Origin of the sequence: Pseudomonas sp. B21-041 (assembly GCF_024748675.1) — a bacterium.
GTDB classification, from domain to species: Bacteria; Pseudomonadota; Gammaproteobacteria; order Pseudomonadales; family Pseudomonadaceae; genus Aquipseudomonas; species Aquipseudomonas neuropathica.
Window position 1 is genome coordinate 5,362,789 of sequence record NZ_CP087175.1, and the last position, 18,224, is coordinate 5,381,012.

The 18,224-nt window shown below is 59.9% G+C and carries 14 protein-coding genes, 1 tRNA gene and 1 pseudogene; 6 read left to right on the forward strand and 10 right to left on the reverse strand.

Annotated features, from left to right (window positions below):
* Positions 1–169 precede the first annotated feature (169 nt).
* Positions 170–1,387 carry an MFS transporter gene (locus LOY43_RS23820; protein WP_095050601.1) on the reverse strand — a complete coding sequence of 406 codons (1,218 nt, stop codon included), beginning with the start codon at positions 1,385–1,387 and terminating at the stop codon, positions 170–172.
* Between the two features lie 104 nt (positions 1,388–1,491).
* Positions 1,492–1,629 (reverse strand): hypothetical protein, encoded by a 138-nt coding sequence (locus LOY43_RS23825; RefSeq protein WP_156685514.1) that lies wholly within the window; start codon positions 1,627–1,629, stop codon positions 1,492–1,494.
* Between the two features lie 198 nt (positions 1,630–1,827).
* Between LOY43_RS23825 and LOY43_RS23830 the strand changes: the two genes are divergently transcribed.
* Positions 1,828–3,885, forward strand: a complete 2,058-nt coding sequence (locus LOY43_RS23830) for a methyl-accepting chemotaxis protein (RefSeq protein WP_095050600.1) — start codon at positions 1,828–1,830, stop codon at positions 3,883–3,885.
* A gap of 115 nt (positions 3,886–4,000) precedes the next feature.
* Positions 4,001–4,077, forward strand: a tRNA-Met gene (locus LOY43_RS23835).
* 334 nt (positions 4,078–4,411) lie between these two features.
* On the opposite strand, the gene LOY43_RS23840 is transcribed toward LOY43_RS23835, so the two are convergent.
* From LOY43_RS23840 to LOY43_RS23850, 3 genes are all read right to left on the reverse strand, one after another.
* A complete protein-coding gene (locus LOY43_RS23840) occupies positions 4,412–4,636 on the reverse strand; it encodes a SymE family type I addiction module toxin (protein WP_034156047.1) in 225 nt (74 codons plus the stop codon).
* A gap of 79 nt (positions 4,637–4,715) precedes the next feature.
* On the reverse strand, positions 4,716–5,108 hold the full coding sequence (locus tag LOY43_RS23845; protein WP_258708815.1) for a helix-turn-helix domain-containing protein: 393 nt from the start codon (positions 5,106–5,108) through the stop codon (positions 4,716–4,718).
* 190 nt (positions 5,109–5,298) lie between these two features.
* A complete protein-coding gene (locus LOY43_RS23850) occupies positions 5,299–6,399 on the reverse strand; it encodes a M14 family metallopeptidase (protein WP_258708816.1) in 1,101 nt (366 codons plus the stop codon).
* A 259-nt stretch (positions 6,400–6,658) separates the two neighbouring features.
* Here LOY43_RS23850 and ggt point away from each other — a divergent pair, with 259 nt between their 5' ends.
* Positions 6,659–8,491, forward strand: a complete 1,833-nt coding sequence (gene ggt / locus LOY43_RS23855; protein WP_220556991.1) for a gamma-glutamyltransferase — start codon at positions 6,659–6,661, stop codon at positions 8,489–8,491.
* An 80-nt stretch (positions 8,492–8,571) separates the two neighbouring features.
* Here the strand turns inward: ggt and LOY43_RS23860 are convergent, their stop codons facing one another.
* From LOY43_RS23860 to LOY43_RS23875, 5 genes and pseudogenes are all read right to left on the reverse strand, one after another.
* A complete protein-coding gene (locus tag LOY43_RS23860) occupies positions 8,572–9,204 on the reverse strand; it encodes a LysE family translocator (RefSeq protein ID WP_095050595.1) in 633 nt (210 codons plus the stop codon).
* Between the two features lie 75 nt (positions 9,205–9,279).
* Complete coding sequence (locus tag LOY43_RS23865) at positions 9,280–9,879, reverse strand: flavin reductase family protein (protein WP_095050594.1); 600 nt, start codon at positions 9,877–9,879, stop codon at positions 9,280–9,282.
* Positions 9,880–10,061: 182 nt separating this feature from the next.
* Entirely contained in the window at positions 10,062–10,622 is a 561-nt protein-coding gene (locus LOY43_RS28965; protein ID WP_371748318.1) for a methyl-accepting chemotaxis protein, read from the reverse strand.
* Positions 10,602–11,519: pseudogene (locus tag LOY43_RS28970) on the reverse strand (PAS domain-containing protein); the annotation flags it as partial. The gene LOY43_RS28965 and the pseudogene LOY43_RS28970, both read right to left, overlap by 21 nt.
* Positions 11,495–12,808: an MFS transporter gene (locus tag LOY43_RS23875; RefSeq protein ID WP_258708818.1), complete on the reverse strand. Its 1,314-nt coding sequence runs from the start codon at positions 12,806–12,808 to the stop codon at positions 11,495–11,497. The pseudogene LOY43_RS28970 and the gene LOY43_RS23875, both read right to left, overlap by 25 nt.
* Positions 12,809–13,156: 348 nt before the next feature.
* Between LOY43_RS23875 and LOY43_RS23880 the strand changes: the two genes are divergently transcribed.
* The 3 genes from LOY43_RS23880 (at position 13,157) to LOY43_RS23890 (ending at position 18,200) form a co-directional block, all read left to right on the forward strand.
* Entirely contained in the window at positions 13,157–14,575 is a 1,419-nt protein-coding gene (locus tag LOY43_RS23880) for a short-chain fatty acid transporter (protein ID WP_007912940.1), read from the forward strand.
* Positions 14,576–14,763: 188 nt separating this feature from the next.
* On the forward strand, positions 14,764–16,461 hold the full coding sequence (locus LOY43_RS23885; RefSeq protein WP_095125800.1) for a molecular chaperone HscC: 1,698 nt from the start codon (positions 14,764–14,766) through the stop codon (positions 16,459–16,461).
* An 11-nt stretch (positions 16,462–16,472) separates the two neighbouring features.
* Positions 16,473–18,200 carry a J domain-containing protein gene (locus LOY43_RS23890; protein ID WP_258708819.1) on the forward strand — a complete coding sequence of 576 codons (1,728 nt, stop codon included), beginning with the start codon at positions 16,473–16,475 and terminating at the stop codon, positions 18,198–18,200.
* Positions 18,201–18,224 lie beyond the last annotated feature (24 nt).

The window sequence follows — 18,224 nt, forward strand, 5'->3', positions numbered from 1 at the left end:
GAAAAAGCCGCGTTTGATACGCGGCTTTTTTGTGCCTGAAATTTATGCCTCAACACATTCCCCCTGTAGGAGTGAGCCTGCTCGCGATAGCGTTCTATCAGCTACAGATGTGCTGACTGACACACCGCTATCGCGAGCAGGCTCACTCCTACAATGGGAAATGCGTGAATCAGGCCTTTTTGGTACGCGGCAAGAAGATTGCCAACACGCCAAACAACGGCAGGAACGAGCAGAGGAAATACACGTACTCAATCCCGTGAATATCCGCCAGGTGCCCCAGCAACGCCGCGCCAATCCCGCCAAAACCAAACATCAAACCGAAGAACACCCCGGCAATCATCCCGACATTGCCCGGCACCAATTCCTGCGCGTACACCACAATCGCCGAGAACGCCGAAGCCAGAATGAAGCCGATCACCACGCTGAGAACGGTCGTCCAGAACAGATCGACGTGAGGCATCAGCAGCGTGAACGGCGCGACGCCGAGGATCGAGAACCAGATCACCGCCTTACGCCCGATCTTGTCGCCGATCGGCCCGCCAAAGAACGTGCCCGCCGCCACCGCACCGAGGAACAGGAACAGGTGCAACTGCGAACTGGCCACCGACAGGTCGAACTTCTCGATCAGGTAGAACGTGAAATAGCTCGTGAGGCTGGCCATGTAGAAATACTTGGAGAACACCAACAGCCCCAGCACCACCAACGCACTGGTCACCCTGCCCTTCGACAGCCCGTGAGTCGCTGCCTGACCGGCCTTGAGCTTGAACAGGTTCAAGTGATGGGCGTACCAGCGACTGATGCGGTACAGCACGAATAACGCAAACACCGCGAACAAGCCGAACCACGCCACGTTGGCCTGACCGAACGGAATGATGATCGCCGCCGCCAGCAACGGACCGAACGCGGAGCCGGCGTTACCGCCGACCTGGAAGGTCGATTGCGCCAGACCAAAGCGTCCGCCCGAGGCGAGTCGTGCGATCCGCGAGGCTTCGGGGTGGAACGTCGAGGAACCGATACCGATGAGCGCCGCCGCCAGCAGAATCAAGGGGAAGCTGCCAACCATCGACATCATCACGATGCCAATCAACGTGCAAATCGACCCCGCCGGCAACAGCCAGGGTTTCGGATGCCGATCGGTGTGATAACCGACCCACGGCTGCAACAAAGATGCGGTCAGCTGAAAGGTCAGAGTAATCAGGCCGACCTGAGTAAAGGTCAGGCCGTAATTGGCCTTGAGCATCGGGTAGATCGACGGCAATACCGACTGGATCAGGTCGTTGATCAAATGCGCCAGCGCCACCGCGCCGATGATACGCATCACCAATGGGCTGCTTTGCGGAGCAGCGGGCGCCGAGGCAGCGGCGGTCTGAACGTTGCTGATAGCCATGAAAGTTTCCGGACAGCAGATGGGTGCACGCAGGCAGGTGCGTCAATGTGCCATTTTTCGGTGCGCCAGCGCCATCCCCTTAGCCAGCTAACTAACCAACTGAATCACAGATCAATTCCTGTCGGAGCTGCCGCAGGCTGCGATCTTTTGATCTTGATCTTAAAAACAAAGATCAAAAGATCGCAGCCTGCGTCAGCTCCTACAGGGGCAGGGTGTTCGGCAAGGTGATAGCGCAACGCCATGGTCTGAATCTTGCCTTGTTTCATCCCTTGAACGCGGGCGCCTTACAAAGGCGACCGACATTGGGAAGTTTCGCTACAGAGCCGGCCTACAGAGCGGGCGAGAGTGAACTTTCGAGGCCTTTTAGCAGGGCACAACATCAACGTCGAACGACCGCGATGCACGCCAATGGTGCGTGGTGTCCAGAGGAGTCATGAGGCATGCAGGCTTTCCTTTCACCGGGGATCAAATTGCTGGGGCGGTTTGGCTTCGCAGGTAAATTCCAGTTGTTGTTTCTGCTGTTCATTCTGCCGTTGGCCGGCAGCCTGTTGATGATTGGCCAGGACTATCGCGACAAACTCAATCTGATTTCCGGCGAACGTGCCGGCGTGCGTCAGTTGCTCGCGCTGGATGCGCTGGACAACCTGCTCGCCGCCCAACGTGACCGCGCCGCGCGTTGGCGCGCCACGGAAACCAATCGCCAACCGACGCCGGCCACCCTCGCCGCCATGGGCGCATTCGACGCGGTGCAACCGGCGGTTCTGCAAGCCACCACCGATTTAGGCGCTGCGCTGAAAAATGAAGGCGCCGAGGGGGAAACACTCACCCGCTATCAAGCGCTGCAAACCGCGCTCAACGGCCTGGACTCGAAAAGCCTCAGCGGTGTCGGTTGGTGGCCGGACGGTTACGACCGTTTCACCAACGCCCTCAGCGCCCTGCAAGCGTTGCGCGAGCAGATCGTCATGGACAATCGCCTGACCCTCGCGCCGTGGCTGGAAACCTATCTGCTCACGCAGATCTCCACGCAACACGCCCCGGACCTGATCGAACGCGTTGGACGCCTTGCCGCCGTCGGCCAGGCCTCGGTCGTCTCCGGCCAATTCACCCTGCAAAGCCGTTTGCAGTTGCGCGACCTGCGCAGCCGCATCGGTGACGCCCGCGAGCAACTGGTCAAAACGGCCACGCTGCTCGAAGCACGTCTGCCGCAAGATCAGCAGAGCTGGGCCAGCCAATACCACGACAGCCTCAAAAACCTCGACAGCGGTCTGAAGGTGTTGGACGACGGCGTGTTCGGCGGCTCTATCAATCTCAAACCCGAAGAGTTCGAACGCAGCCTCGATGCGCTGCTGACCGACCTAGCCGCACTGCGCCAGCAATCGCTGGTGTCGCTGGATCAACGACTCGATGCCTACCACAGCTCGGCGATTCGTCAGTTCATCATCGTCGCGGCGATTTTCGGCTGCCTGCTGCTCGCGGCGTTGTACCTGTTTGTCTGCCTGCAAGCCTCGATCCGTCGCAGCGCCAGCGGCATCACCCTACTCGCCGAAGCCCTGCGCGATGGCAATCTGAGTTTGCAAGTGCCGGTCGTGGGTCGTGATGAACTCGCGGCGATCAGCACTGCACTCAACGTGGCCGTGGTGCAACTGCGTAGCAGCATGCTTGGCGTCGATCACGAGACTTCGCAACTGAGCAGCGCCGTGCGCAGTCTCAACGAGCATTCCAGCGGCGCCCTCAGCGAAGTCGAGGCGCAACAGTTGCAGATCAGCCAGATCGCCGCTGCTGCCACGCAATTGGCCGCGACCTCGCAAGGCGTGGCGCAAAGCTGCGAACAGGCCTCCGGCAGCGCTCAGCACACCCGGCGCATTGCCGCTGACAGCAGCCGCGATAGCCAACGCACTACGGCAAGTATTCAGCAGCTCAATCAGCGTTTGAACGAAACTGCAGCGGCACTCGGTCGGGTCAGTGAACAAGGTCAGCAGATTCAATTGGTGGTCGACACCATTCGCGGTGTTGCCGAACAGACCAACCTGCTCGCGCTCAACGCAGCCATTGAAGCCGCACGCGCCGGTGAACAGGGTCGCGGCTTTGCCGTGGTCGCCGACGAGGTGCGCAGCCTGTCGCAACGTACACAGTCGTCAACTGCGCAGATCGCCGGTACGGTCGACAGTTTGCGCGCAACGGTCAACGAAGCCGTGAGTTTGATGGAAGCTGCCTGCGGCCAGGCGCAAACCGATGCCGAGTCAGTCACCGGTCTCGGTGAACGTTTGGGTGAAATCGCCAGCGCCGTGCAAAGCGTTACCGACACGTTGGCGCAGATCGCCACGGCGGTTGAGGAACAGGCGAGCACCGCCGACGAAGTCAGCGGCAATATCCAGCAGGTCGATCAGGCGGCCGTGCGTCTGCTCGAAGGCGCACGCGCGGTGAACCTTGCGGCGGATACCCTGAGTCGGGGCAGCCACGCCTTGAGCGCCAATACGGCAAGATTTCAGCTGCGTTGATGCCCCGCCCGGCCCGGATTTTCCGGGCTGGAGGATAAGCGGTTGAAAATAAGAAGAAATATTTTAAATTTACGCTTGACGCTTTTCCATTTCAGGGGAATAATGCGCGCCACTTGGCTACATAGCTCAGTTGGTTAGAGCATAGCATTCATAATGCTGGGGTCCGGGGTTCAAGTCCCTGTGTAGCCACCAAGTACTAAAAACGGCTTACCGAAAGGTAGGCCGTTTTTTTATGCCTGCAATAATCCCCCCTCCGGCTCCCCACCTACAGAAGGCCTTTCTTCAGCCCTTTCGATTGGATCAGTGCTTACAGTTTGCACTTCGCCTTTTTTCACATAAGCCAATATCAAATTCAAGATAATGCCTTCCTCACAATCAGGCTTTTAGCCAAGTAATACCGGCCTCGCCCGCCACAAAATTCAAGATAATCAAAAGCGCTATTTGAGAAAAAACGCCGCTATCCCTTGAGGGTTAGCGGCGTTTTTTCCTACGCAAATAGCGTTGCGGCTTTACTCGGACGATTCATCTATTCCGCTGTAATCACCAGACACCCTTTCATCACACGCACTTTGACGTTCTCGTTCACCTCGAATCCCGCCTGCCGCAACCACAGCCCGCGAAGCCTGATCCAGGGCACCGGTTTGGCGGGGCTGTAGGATTTTTCCTTTGTGTGGACGGGGTAAAAATCAGCGGCGATTTTCAGCCGGCGTTCAGTGATGGGGGTTGATGACGTATGATTGGTTTTAGCCATGATTAGCTCCTGTCTAGCTGCTTTTGGTTAGCGGGGCCAGGGTGTTCGTGCACCTTGGTTCCGCGTTCTTTGGGTTACTTCAAACTTCTTTTTCTTCGTTGCTCGTTTTGGTCGCTGCCTGCGCGATCAGCGCGTCGAGCATCTGCGCAATGACCTTCTGTTGGACCTTCGAAAGTTCATTGATGGACTGCAGCCGTCGATACCACGTCGAGGTCAAGCTGCGTCTGGGCCTCTCCGTGTACGAGGGAACGCCGAGCAGGTCTTCAACAGGCACGCGAAGCGCAAATGCCATCTTCACCAGTGTCGTCACCGGCATGCTGCGAGTGCCCTCCTCGTAGCCCTGAAAGGTTTGCCGGGAAAGACCTAAAGCCCGTGCAAACCGAGTCTGTGTTATCTCGTGAACTGTGCGTAAGTGAGCAATGCGACTGCCCATCGCCACCAGAAAATCGCGGTCCTCATTGGAAAAACTCATGACAATGGCCGACTGAACATAGAGTTGAATGGCAACGGACTCATCCTTTTCATCTGAAATCCATCCTGGAAAAAACGATAAAAACCATCCTCAGGTAAGGGCGCGTAAGTTGTCGACCTGAAAAATCTGTAGGAAAAATGCAGAGCAACCGCCAAGTTGCGGCGAGGTACTACAGGCGCGAAATGCCTTTTCAGCAAGCCAACGCCGACAACCCTTTCGCCCAGATTTGCCGAGTGCGCAAACCGACCATCGCCCGCCAATCCGGATCAGTTGGATAGAACTGCTCAAGCAGATTCAGTTTGATCTCGCGCCCTATCGCATCCAGCGGATCACCGTGCAAATGCAGCCACTGGTCATCACGCAAATGCCGATGCACATCCGGCCCCGGATACGTCCCGCACTCGATCACGAACGGCATCAATTGCACGTCCGGCAATGCATTAAGCAACGCCTGTGAGGTGTAACCGGTGGCAGTCGCGGCCACTCCGGTTTCGCTCAAGGTGTCGGCGCCGGTGTGCAGGGTGTAAAGCCAAGAGCCATAAATTGCCTGGGCCTGCGCGAGTGCCGGGTAAGGCGCCTGGGTGATGGTCAGCAACATCGGATGACCGTACTCGCCGGCGCCGGTGTGCAGGTCAAAACACATCACGGTTTCAGCGCCAGCCAGATGCGTTTTGATGATTTGGTGCAAGGTGCGATTCGACCAGCTCGGCGCGCGGCCGCCGTAAAACAGTCCGTCGGGATGGCTGTGTTGACCACCCTCGACAATCGACATCACCGCCGGCCAGCCGTGTTCGTTGATTTGCGCATCGAGCAAGGCATCCGCACGTTGGCGCTCGGGGCCGTGCAAATCGGTGCAGGCGTAGATTTCATGCAGTGCGGCGTATGCGCGGTTATCCGGTAGCGGCCCGGTGAAATCCAGATGATTGCGGTTGAGGTCGATGTTGTCTTCGTTGACCCGGCGCAACCACGCCGTGCCCCATGGGTTGATCAGGTGAACCATGACCACCGCGACATCCTTGGGCAGCGAACCAGGTTCGAAGGTTTTCAGCCATTCGATCTGGCAGTCCGAGCCGTAATAGCCCTCGACACCGTGCGTACCGCTGAGCGCTACCAGTCGGCGTTTGGCCTGTGGATCGCCGAGCACGGCGACGTCGGTGCTCAGGGGTTCGCCAAAGGGGCCGCAGCGCGGATGTGTGTAGGAAGTGAGCGTGGCGCCGGCGGCATTGGCGGCGGCGATGAACTGTTCGCGTTGATCGCGGTAGCTGGATTCGGTGGGGAACTCGCTGTGCATATCGGTCTCTTGTTGATCTTGTAATTGTAGGAGTGAGCCTGCTCGCGATAGCGTTATCACATTCAACATCATTGCTGACTGACCCACCGCTATCGCGAGCGGGCTCACTCCTACAGGGGACGTGTGCGGTCGGTCGATTGCGGTTGACCCTAGCGAACATCCGCCCTGAAAAGAAAGACAAAAATGCCCATCGGTTTGCGTCGCGACCGAGCGGTCGATAAAGTCCCTGAGACTTTTATCCCACGGACGGAGAGCCCGCGTGTTTTCAGCCTTGCCCTTGAGCCGCTTTCGCCTGCCAGCCCTGACGCTGATCATCAGCGCCCTGACCCTCACCGCGTGCAACGCCCCGCCCTCCTCGACTTTGCCGCTGGCCCCGGAAGCCGCTTCCGGTTTCCGCACCGACCTGCAAACCCGTCACGCCAGCAAACACATGGCTGCCGCTGCCAATCCTCTGGCTGCTGAGGCCGGTCGCGAAATGCTGCGTCAAGGCGGTTCGGCGATTGATGCGGCGATTGCGATGCAAGCGGTGCTGACCCTGGTTGAGCCGCAGTCTTCCGGGATCGGCGGCGGCGCAATGATCGTGTTGTGGGACGGTAAACAAGTGCGCACGTATGACGGCCGCGAAACCGCACCGGCCGGCGCGACCGAAAAGCTGTTCTTGCGTGCCGATGGCCAGCCGATGTCGTTCCCTCAGGCGCAGATCGGCGGTCGCTCGGTCGGTACACCGGGCGTGTTGCGCGCGCTGGAGATGGCACATAAACAACACGGTCGCCTGCCGTGGGCCAAGCTGTTTGAACCGGCGATTAAACTGTCCGAGCAAGGCTTTGCCATTTCGCCGCGCCTGCATTCGCTGCTGGAATCAGATCCAGTCATTCGCCAGTCGCAGGACATGGCCAAGTATTTCCTGAACGCCGATGGCAGCGTCAAAGCCGTCGGCACGCGCCTGCAAAACCCGGCTCTGGCCGCAGTGCTCAAACGCATCGCCAACGAAGGTGCGGACGCACTGTACAAAGGCCCAATCGCCGAAGAAATCGTCGCCAAAGTGCAAGGCCACGCCAACCCCGGCAGCCTGTCGCTGAACGATCTGCAGCGCTATCAGGCCAAGGAACGCGCGCCGCTGTGCACCGACTACAAACGCTGGCAGGTCTGCGGCATGCCGCCACCGTCGTCGGGCGGGATCGCCGTGGCGCAGATTCTCGGCACGTTGCAGGCGCTGGAAACCCGCGATCCACGTCTTTCGCTGACACCGCTCAAACCGCTGAAGACCGATAAACCGGCCGGCATTGAACCGGATCCGCAGGCCGTGCATTTGATCGCCGAGGCCGAACGTCTGGCCTACGCCGACCGCGCGCAATACGTCGCCGACACCGACTTCGTGCCGGTGCCGATCAAAGGCCTGGTCGACCCGGGTTATCTGGCCAGCCGCGCCAGCCTGATAGGCGAACGCAGCATGGGCAGCGCCAAACCGGGCACGCCACCGGGTCTGCAGGTCGCCTACGCCCCGGACCGTTCGCCGCTGCGCATCTCCACCTCGCAAGTGGTCGCGGTGGATGACCTCGGCGGCGCTGTGTCGATGACCACCACCATCGAAGCCGCGTTCGGCTCGCACCTGATGGTTCAGGGTTTTCTGCTGAACAACCAGATGACCGACTTCTCGTTCATCCCTGAAGAGAACGGGCAGAAAGTCGCCAACCGCGTCGAACCGGGCAAACGCCCGCGTTCGTCGATGGCGCCAACGCTGATCTTCGATCGCCACAGCGGCGAATTCGTCGCCACGGTCGGCTCGCCGGGCGGTTCGCAAATCATCGAATACGTGGCGAAAACCACCGTCGGCCTGCTCGACTGGAACCTCGACCCGCAAAGCGCCATCAGCCTGCCCAACTTCGGCAGCCGCAATGGCCCGACCGAATTGGAACAAGGCCAGTTCAGCCCGGCGCTGATTCAGGCGCTGAAAGACAAAGGGCATGCGGTAAATGAAATCGACATGACCAGCGGCACCCAGGCCATCGTGCGGGTCAAGAATGCGCAGGGGAAAGCGTCGTTGGAGGGGGGCGCGGATCCACGGCGTGAGGGGGAAGCGCTGGGGGATTGAGGCTAGGACGCAAACAAAAAAGGCTTACCGCGAGGTAGGCCTTTTGTTTGCAACTGATTTAACTCGGGACATTCCCCGGCTCAGCGATTAGCCACCAGATGCACCCCAAACAACAGATAGCATCCGCCCGCGAAGCGATCCAGCCATTGTCGCGAACGCTCATACACACCGGCGATCCGCCGACTGGCGAAGAACAGCGCCACGCAGCAATACCAACTGAACGACAACGTCGCCATGGTCAGCACCGCCAGCGCCAGCATCAGTGGCGGGATGTGAGCCGGCATGGCGGTGGCGAAGATGGTGGCGACGAACAGTGCGGATTTGGGATTGGTCATGTTGCCCAGAAAGCCCCGTCCGTAAGCGCCAAGCAACGTTTGCTCCGAGGTATCGAGCGTGCCTGGGACTATCGGCGCCTTGCGCTTGAACTGCTTGAGCCCGAGATAGATCAGGTAGCAACCACCGGCAATCTTGAAGCTCAAGTACAACGTTGGTGCGGCGCTGAACAGCGACTGAATGCCCAGGCCACCCGCCAGCCCCCACAACACGGTTCCGCTGGCCACGCCGAGCGCCGCGACTACACCGTGTCGGCGGGAGCGGCTGACCGCGAGTTGCGCGATGTTGAAGAAGTTCGGGCCGGGCGTGACCACGGCCACCGTCCACAACAGGGCCAACGACAGCAACGGCGCCAGATAACTTGAAAGGGAAAGATCCATGGGGCATGCGCCTGATCGGTTCGACGATGCCCTCTACCTTGCAACATCCGGTAATGTTTTGCCATCAGCCTTTATTCAGACCGCTAACGTCTTACCATCCACCGCATCACCGATCTTGAGGAAATGCCCACCCGCCACGTGGTGCAACGTGCGCAAACCATCGTGCCCTTCGAAATGCCAGCGCCCGTCGCTGAACACACGCTCATCGGCATGGGCGGCGATGACTTCGGCGAGAAACAGGTCGTACTGCTCGTGATTGCGCGGCTCCGGGAGCAAACGGCATTCCAGCCAAGCGACGCAGCCGTCTAGCAAAGGTGCTTCGACTTGTTCGCCATTGAAGGTCTGTAAACCGTAAGCCTGAAATTTGTCTTGTCCCTGGGTTTGGGTGATGTCCAGACCCGACGTATTGCCGACGGTTTGCACGATGTCAGCCTGATTGACGCACGGGACGTTGAGCACGAAGGTGCCGGACGCTTCGAGCAACTGGCGGGTCCAGGTGGATTTGTCGAGGACAACGGCGACTTTCGGCGGTTCGAAATCCAGCGGCATCGCCCAGGCGGCAGCCATGATGTTGCGCTGGCCGTCGTGGGCGGCGCTGACCAGCACGGTCGGCCCGTGGTTGAGCAAACGGTAGGCTTTGTTCAGGGGCACCGGGCGGCGGTGGGAATCGCTCATGGGAATCTGCTCCGGGGAAAAGGAGCCGATTGTAGCGCCAGCATCGAAATACAGGCAGGTGAAAACTCTGTAGGAGCTGCGGCACGCTGCGATCTTTTGATCTTGATGTTGATCCTCGGAGTCAAGATCAAAAGATCGCAGCCTCGTTTCACTCGACAGCTCCTACAGAGGTTGTGTGCAGGTCAGTGGGAGAGTTGATTGGCAAACTGGCCCACTGCGTTGACGACCTTCTGCGCACCGTCCTGAATCTCGACAATCACTGTGCCCGCCTCTGCCGCCAGCGCCAGCCCTTGTTCAGCCTGAAGCTTGCCGTCGGTCATCAGGGCCACGGCATTGCGTGCCATTTCCTGGTTCTGCCGCACCACGGTGACGATCTCTTCAGTCGCCTGACTGGTGCGCGACGCCAGTTGCCGCACTTCGTCAGCCACCACCGCAAAGCCTCGGCCCTGCTCGCCGGCACGGGCCGCTTCGATGGCAGCATTGAGCGCCAGCAGGTTGGTCTGTTCGGCAATGCCGCTGATGGTTTTGACGATGGTGCCGATCACCTGCGACTGCTCGTTCAGCGCTTCGATACCCTCACCGGCGGCCTGCATGTGCCGCGACAGATCACGCATTACGTTTACTGCTTCAGTCACCACCGTGGTACCGCGCTGGGCGGTGCTGTCGGTTTGCTGCGAAGTGCTGTAGGCAATGCTCGCCGCGTCGGCGACGGCTTGCTCGCGGTTGACCTGATCGGTGATCACCGTGGCGAACTTCACCACTTTGTACAGCTTGTTGTTGGCATCGACCACCGGGTTGTAGGACGCCTCCAGCCACACCGTACGACCATGGCTGTCGACACGTTTGAAGCGCTCGGCCACGAACTCGCCATTGTTCAGACGACGCCAGAAATTCTGGTACTCGGCGCTGTTGTATTCCTCCGGCGTGCAGAACATGCGGTGATGTTTGCCCTTGATCTGCGCCAGGCTGTAACCCATGCCGCTGAGAAAGCGATCGTTGGCGTTGAGCACATTACCGTTGAGGTCGAACTCGATTACCGCCGTCGAACGCACCAGCGCACCGATCAGGTTTTCGTGTTCACGCGAGGCTTCGATGGTGCGGGTCAGGTCGCTGGCGTAAAGCGAAATGTGCTTGATCCGCCCGTCCGAAGAACGCACCGGTTGCACGATGGAACGCAGCCACGCCTCCTCACCATTGCCGCGCAACAGGCGCACGGCACCGGCGAAATGCTCGCCGCGGGTCATGGCGTTTTTGAAGCGGTGATGGAATTCGTCGGTCTTTACGTGGGCCGGGACGATATCTTCAATCGCTCGACCGATCAGGTCCTGGCTCTTGTAGAACATCTCGGTGAGGAAGTTCTGGTTGACCGATTGAATGCGCCCGTCAGCTTCTAGGCACAGCACCAGCATCTCGCTTTCCAGGCTTTCCTTCACCTGCACAAGGCTGGAGAGTTCTTCACGAAGAGCGGTCAGCTCTTGCTTCAGGCGTTTGTTGAACATGGGGAAGTACCGATGGGCAGGATAGAAAGCGGGATACAGCCTAGCCATCGGCCTTGAAAAGCTTTTCTGAAGAGCGTTTGCGACCCGTCGGTCAAAAATAGTTCGAGCGAACGCTGTCAGGCAGCTCCGGCCACCTGACATTGTCCTGTGCGCGGCATTCGCGCGCCAAAATACGCTGCCGTCAATAGCCCCACAACGCCCATCACCGCGCAGAACATCACACAGACCCACGGGCTCCACGGCATCAGACCGATCAGCAACAGCGGTGTAATGCTCGCCCACGCCGCGTAGGCAATGTTGTAGGTGAAGGAAATGCCGGACACGCGGATACGCGCAGGGAACAAGCCGACCATCACTGATGGCACAGCGCCGACGACACCGCACGCCAGACCAGCAATGGCATACGCAATGCCAATCCACTCGCCACCGCTGATCAGGCAGCCATAAAGCACACCGATACCCAATGGCAGCAGCAGACTGTAGAGCATGACCGTGCGCCAGGCACCGAGGCGATCAACCAACAGACCGGCAATCACACAGCCGATATTGAGGAAGACGATGCCCAACGCGCTGAGGGCGAAGGTGTGGCTGGCGGTCATGCCGAAGGTTTTCTGCATCATGGTCGGGGTGATGACGACGAACACCACTACCGCCGAAGTCAGCACGCAGGTCAGCAACATCGCTGGCAGCATCGCCAGTCGATGTTCGCGCAACACCGTACGCAGCGGCAGTTCGACCCGCGCCTCGCGTTGCGCCTCCATGGCCATGAACACCGGTGTTTCGCTCAACCAGCGCCGCAGGTAAACGCCGATCACGCCGAACACACCACCGAGCAGGAACGGATAACGCCAGGCGTAATCGAGGATTTCCGCCGGGGTGAAGACTTGCGCGAGGAACGTCGCGGTCAGCGCGCCGATCAGATAACCGAAGGTCAGCCCGGCCTGCAAAAAGCCCAACGCGTAACCACGATGGCCGGCCGGTGCGTGCTCGGCGACAAACACCCAGGCACTCGGCACCTCCCCGCCGACCGCCGCGCCCTGCAGGATGCGCAGCGCCAGCAACAGCAGCGGCGCGAAATAACCGATCTGGGCATAAGTCGGCATGGTCCCGATCAGCAGGCACGGCAGCGCCATCATCAGGATGCTCAGGCTGAAGACTTTCTTGCGCCCGAGTTTGTCGGCGAAATGCGCCATCAGAATCCCGCCCAGCGGCCGCGCCAAATAACCGGTGACGAAAATCCCGAAGCTTTGCAGCAGGCGCAACCATTCGGGCATTTCCGGCGGGAAGAACAACTGGCTGAGGGTCAGGGCGAAGAATACGAAAATGATGAAATCGTAAATCTCCAGCGCCCCGCCAAGGGCCGCAAGGCCGAGGGTCTTGTAGTCGGAACGGCTGAACGGCACGGGTTTGGCCGTGGTTTGGGCGGTCATGGCAAAGAACTCTGGCAGGCAAAAAACCAAGGCGCCCATGGTCTACGTAAATGGGCTGGTGGACAACCCGTTAGACCATAGTCCCGGTTTTGCAAAAGCTGCTCACAAAGCATTGGCAGTTGAATTACTGTTAATGCCTGTCCAGCGGGCCGACGCCAGCACCGATCAATCGCAGTGAACCTCATGTGGGAGCGAGCCTGCTCGCGAAAGTGTCAGTTCAGGCAACCTCAATGTCGAATGTGCCGACCTCTTCGCGAGCAGGCTCGCTCCCACAGGGATCTCTGTGTTGTGGAGATCGGCGAGCGTTCCCGCGGACCACAATAACCATAAAAATCCGAGGTACTTCCTGTGGCCGTTGATATCGAAGATAGCCGCTCTGCGCGCTTTGCCCTGCGCTGTTCAAGCTTTGCCGAACGCTGGTTTCCCGACTCCTGGGTATTCGCCGCGCTGGCCGTGATCATCGTCGCCCTGGCCACCCTGGCCATGGGCGCGAAACCCACCGATGCGGCGATGGCGTTCGGCGACGGGTTCTGGAGCCTGATCCCGTTCACCATGCAAATGGCCTTCGTGGTAATCGGCGGCTACGTAGTCGCCAGCTCGCCGCCCGCCGTGAAACTGATTGATCGCTTGGCGCGTATCCCGAAAAACGGCCGTTCTGCCGTGGCGTGGGTTGCGTTGATCTCAATGGTCGCGTCGTTGCTCAACTGGGGCCTGTCGCTGGTATTCGGCGGTTTGCTGGTCCGCGCCCTCGCCCGCCGCACCGATCTGAAAATGGATTACCGCGCCGCCGGCGCCGCTGCCTATCTGGGCCTTGGCGCGGTGTGGGCGCTGGGTTTGTCGTCGTCGGCCGCGCAGTTGCAAGCCAACCCCGCCAGCCTGCCGCCGTCGATCCTGTCGATCACCGGGGTGATTCCGTTCACCGAAACGATTTTCCTCTGGCAGTCCGGCGTGATGCTGCTGGCGCTGATCGTGATCTCGATCATCATCGCTTACGCCACCGCCCCCGGGCCGAACTCAGCGCGCGACGCCAAGGCCTGTGGCATCGACCCGGCCTTCAACCTGCCACCGCTGCAACCGCGTACGCGTCCGGGTGAATGGCTGGAACACAGCCCGCTGCTGATCATCGTGCTGGTACTGTTGGCGGCGGGATGGCTGTTCCATGAGTTTTCAACCAAACCGGCGATCACCGCGATTTCCGGGCTGAACACCTATAACTTCCTGTTCATCATGCTCGGCGCCTTGCTGCACTGGCGGCCGCGCAGTTTCCTTGATGCCGTCGCCCGCGCCGTGCCGACCACCACCGGCGTGTTGATCCAGTTCCCGCTGTACGGCTCGATCGCCGCGCTGATGACCACGGTCAAAGGCACGGACGCGCAAACCCTGGCGCACCACATCTCAACGTTCTTCGTCAGCATCGCCTCCCACGACACTTATGCACTGTTGATGGGCGTGTACTCGGCGATTCTCGGTTTCTTCATTCCATCCGGTGGCGGCAAGTGGATTATCGAGGCGCCGTACGTGATGCAGGTCGCCAATGATCTGCAGTACCACCTCGGCTGGGCAGTGCAGATCTACAACGCGGCCGAAGCGCTGCCGAACCTGATTAACCCGTTCTACATGCTGCCGCTGCTCGGCGTACTCGGGCTGAAAGCGCGAGATCTGATCGGATTCTCCTTTGTGCAATTGCTGGTGCACACGCCGCTGGTGCTGCTGTTGCTGTGGGCGTTGGGGACGACGCTGGCGTATACGCCGCCAGTGATGCCTTAACCCAAGCGGGGCGCAGTCATGATGGCCGCGCCCCACACTTTTCTCCTGAAACAGCCCTGTGTCGGGCTGCCTGTCGCAAATAATGGCTCAGAGCCATCATCCTGCTTTACCGCATCGCTCCCTCGGTAATATTCTGCGCGCCCATAAATGTTTCCATTTTTTACCAAGCGCAAAGGGAGTTCGTTGCAATGATCGTAGGGATTGACCTGGGAACCACCAACAGCCTGGTCGCCGTCTGGCGTGGCGATGCCACCGAGTTGGTGCCCAATGCCCTGGGTCAGTTCCTGACACCGAGCGTTGTCGGCCTGGATGATCAGGGCCGGATTCTGGTGGGTCAGGCGGCGCGTGAGCGTCTGCACACGCATCCGCGCCTGACCGCGTCGCTGTTCAAGCGCCACATGGGCAGCGCCACGCAAACGTATCTGGCCGACAAAGCGTTTCGCCCGGAAGAGCTGTCCGCGCTGGTGCTCAAGAGTCTGAAAGAAGACGTTGAACGCGCCTATGGCGAAACCGTCACCGAAGCCGTGATCAGCGTCCCGGCCTACTTCAGCGACGCTCAACGCAAAGCCACGCGCATCGCCGGCGAACTGGCCGGGCTGAAGGTCGAGAAGCTGATCAACGAACCAACCGCCGCTGCCCTCGCCTATGGACTGCACCAGCGCGACAAGGAAACTTCGTTCCTGGTCTTCGACCTCGGTGGCGGCACGTTCGACGTGTCGATTCTGGAGCTGTTCGAAGGGGTCATGGAAGTGCGCGCCAGCGCCGGTGACAACTTCCTCGGTGGCGAAGACTTCGACACCGTGCTGCTGGAGCACTTCATCAGTCAGCACCGTTCGGCCGCCGACTTCCCTGAGCGCAGCAGCGTCATCCAGCCGCTGCGTCGCGAGGCCGAACGCGTGCGCAAGGCGCTGGGCCAGGACGACAGCGCCGAATTCCGCTTGCAGCTCGGTGAGCGGCAGTGGACGCAAACCATCACCCAGCAACAGTTGGCAACGCTGTACATGCCGCTGCTCGAACGCCTGCGTGCGCCGATTGAGCGGGCGCTGCGCGATGCGCGCATCCGCGTCAGCGATCTGGACGAAATTCTGTTGGTCGGCGGCACCACGCGCATGCCGCTGGTGCGCAAACTCGCTGCTGGGCTGTTCGGCCGCTTCCCGTCGATCACCCTCGACCCGGATCAGGTCGTGGCACAGGGCGCGGCGATTCAAGCGGCACTCAAGGCTCGCGCTGCAGCGCTGGAAGAAGTGGTGTTGACCGATGTCTGCTCCTACACGCTGGGCATCGAGACCTCCACACAGGTCGGCCGCAACTATGAGAGCGGCCACTACCTGCCGATCATCGAGCGCAACAGCATCGTCCCGGTCAGTCGGGTGAAAACCGTGTACACGCTGCACGACAATCAGGAGCAAGTGATCGTACGGATCTTTCAGGGCGAAAGCCGCCTGGTCAAAGACAACGTGGCACTCGGCGAACTGGACATCAAGGTGCCGAAACGCAAAGCCGGCGAAGTCGCTCTCGATGTGCGTTTCACCTACGACAACAACGGCCTGCTCGAAGCCCAGGTAAAGATTCCCCTGACCGGGCAACAGCATTCGCTGGTCATCGAGAACAACCCGGGCGTGCTCTCGCCCGAGGAGATCCAGCAACGCCTGCAGAACCTGGCACAGCTGAAAATTCATCCGCGCGAGCAGCAGGTCAACACGCTGTTGACTGCACGTCTGGAGCGCCTCTATCAGGAAAGCTTGGGCGATATGCGTGATCTGATGGGCGATTGGGCCAAGCAATTCCAGATCGCGCTCGACTCTCAGGATGAGCGCCAGATCCGTGAAGTGCGCACCGACTTGAGCCGACGCCTGAGCGAACTTGATCGCACTCCGTGGCAATAAGGAGCCTGGCCATGGATTGCTGGTCGGTGCTGCACCTGCACGATGAAGCCGAAGCCCGCGACATTAAACGCGCCTATGCGCGTCTACTGAAAACCTTCCGTCCCGATGAGGATGCCGAAGGTTTCCAGCGCTTGCGCGAAGCCTACGAACAAGCGCTGGCGATTGCCCGGTGGCGCCTTGAAAACGCTGAGCCTGCGGACGAAGAAGACGTCGCCGTGGCCACGGCTTCCAGCGCCTTTGCCGCACAGGCACTCGATGCTGCGCTGGCAAACAACCACAGCCACCTGCAAAACACCGCGTGGGATTTTGCCGATCTCGACTTTCCGCCCGTCAACCCGGCAGCCCCCGAGCCTTTTGCGCCGCCGGCGAAGGATGATGTTTTGCCTGTCGAGCCACTGACGGCGGCCACGGACACAGAGGCGTATGCGCTTGAAGCGCAGGCCGCACGGCAACTGCTTGAGGGGCTGTCGCCCGAAAATCTCGACGAGCGTTGGGATCAGGCGCAACAGCAAGGCTGCGCCAAGGCCTTCGAAAGGCTGTTACTGCAGTTGTGTTTTGAACAGGCACAACTGCGCAGCCCGGTGCTGAACTGGGCCGTCGAGCAACTTGGATGGTTGGGGCCGTGGCAGGACGTGTTGATGAATGATCGTCAGCATGAGGTTCTCGCCGAGAATCTGATGGCCGACTATCGAGACAACCTGCAAGCGCTGCTCGAAGGCCAGAGCGAGCGCGAATTCCTCAACGTGCTCAAACGCTACAGCGCCCAACCGTGGTTGCAGGTTTTCGATCGCCGCGAACAATGGCAGCAAACCCTGCTGCACTTGCTCAATGACAGCGAGTGGAGTGTGCCGCTGTTCGACCGCATCGGCCAACTGTTCGGCTGGGATCACAACAAAGGCCTGCACCCGCAACCGAACTGGCTTTGGGACACGTTGATCGAACGCTGCGATCAGGAAAGTTTCTACGACAATCTGCGCGCCAAGGCGGAAAGCGACCGGATATCGGCGGCCGACGTTCAGGCGGCGCATCTGTTGATCAACCCGCTCAAGCCCCTGCAGCAAAAGAAGGTGACAGACGTCTTTGGGAGGGATGAATGGAAGGCCTGTTACGAACTCTCGAATAAACTCAAATGGCGTTTTCCCGACCTGCTCGCCCGGTTGCCCTACGCCGATGTTTTCTTCTGGCGGCGTTTCCTTCCACGTCCCATCGCCGCCGAAACCTGGGTGCGGTTATGGACCGCGATTGCCTTGGCGCTGTGCCTGTTCTATCTGCCGTCCCCACAAAAAACCGCTATGGACCTCGTCTTCATTCCGATGATATTTGCCTGCGTGCCGGTCTGGTTTTTTCGCATTGCACTGAGTTGGTGGGTGGTGCTCACGGCCCACGTGGTCCTGCCGGACCTTTGGCTCACCGAGTGGCTGATTCCACGTAAATGGAACCCGTACACGCGATGGCTGGTGATACGCCACGGGGTTCCGCAGGGGGTCATGCTGCTGCTGTTTTCGCTGCTGCTCGGCCCGCTGGGGGCGCTCACTTACGTTGGCACGATCCTGATCGGGCGGGTAGACAAACGCCGTATCGGTTCGCTCGATCCAGTGCTGAGCAGCCGCCGCCCTTGGCTGACCGCGCTGCACTGGGCGCATTTCAGTCCGCTGCAATTGCTGTTTCTGGTGGTGATGATTGCGATCATGGCGGCCAGCCGACTCGGTTACTCGCTCACTCAATTCATGCCTGGCTAATCCTGCTGCCCCCGCAAGACCTGT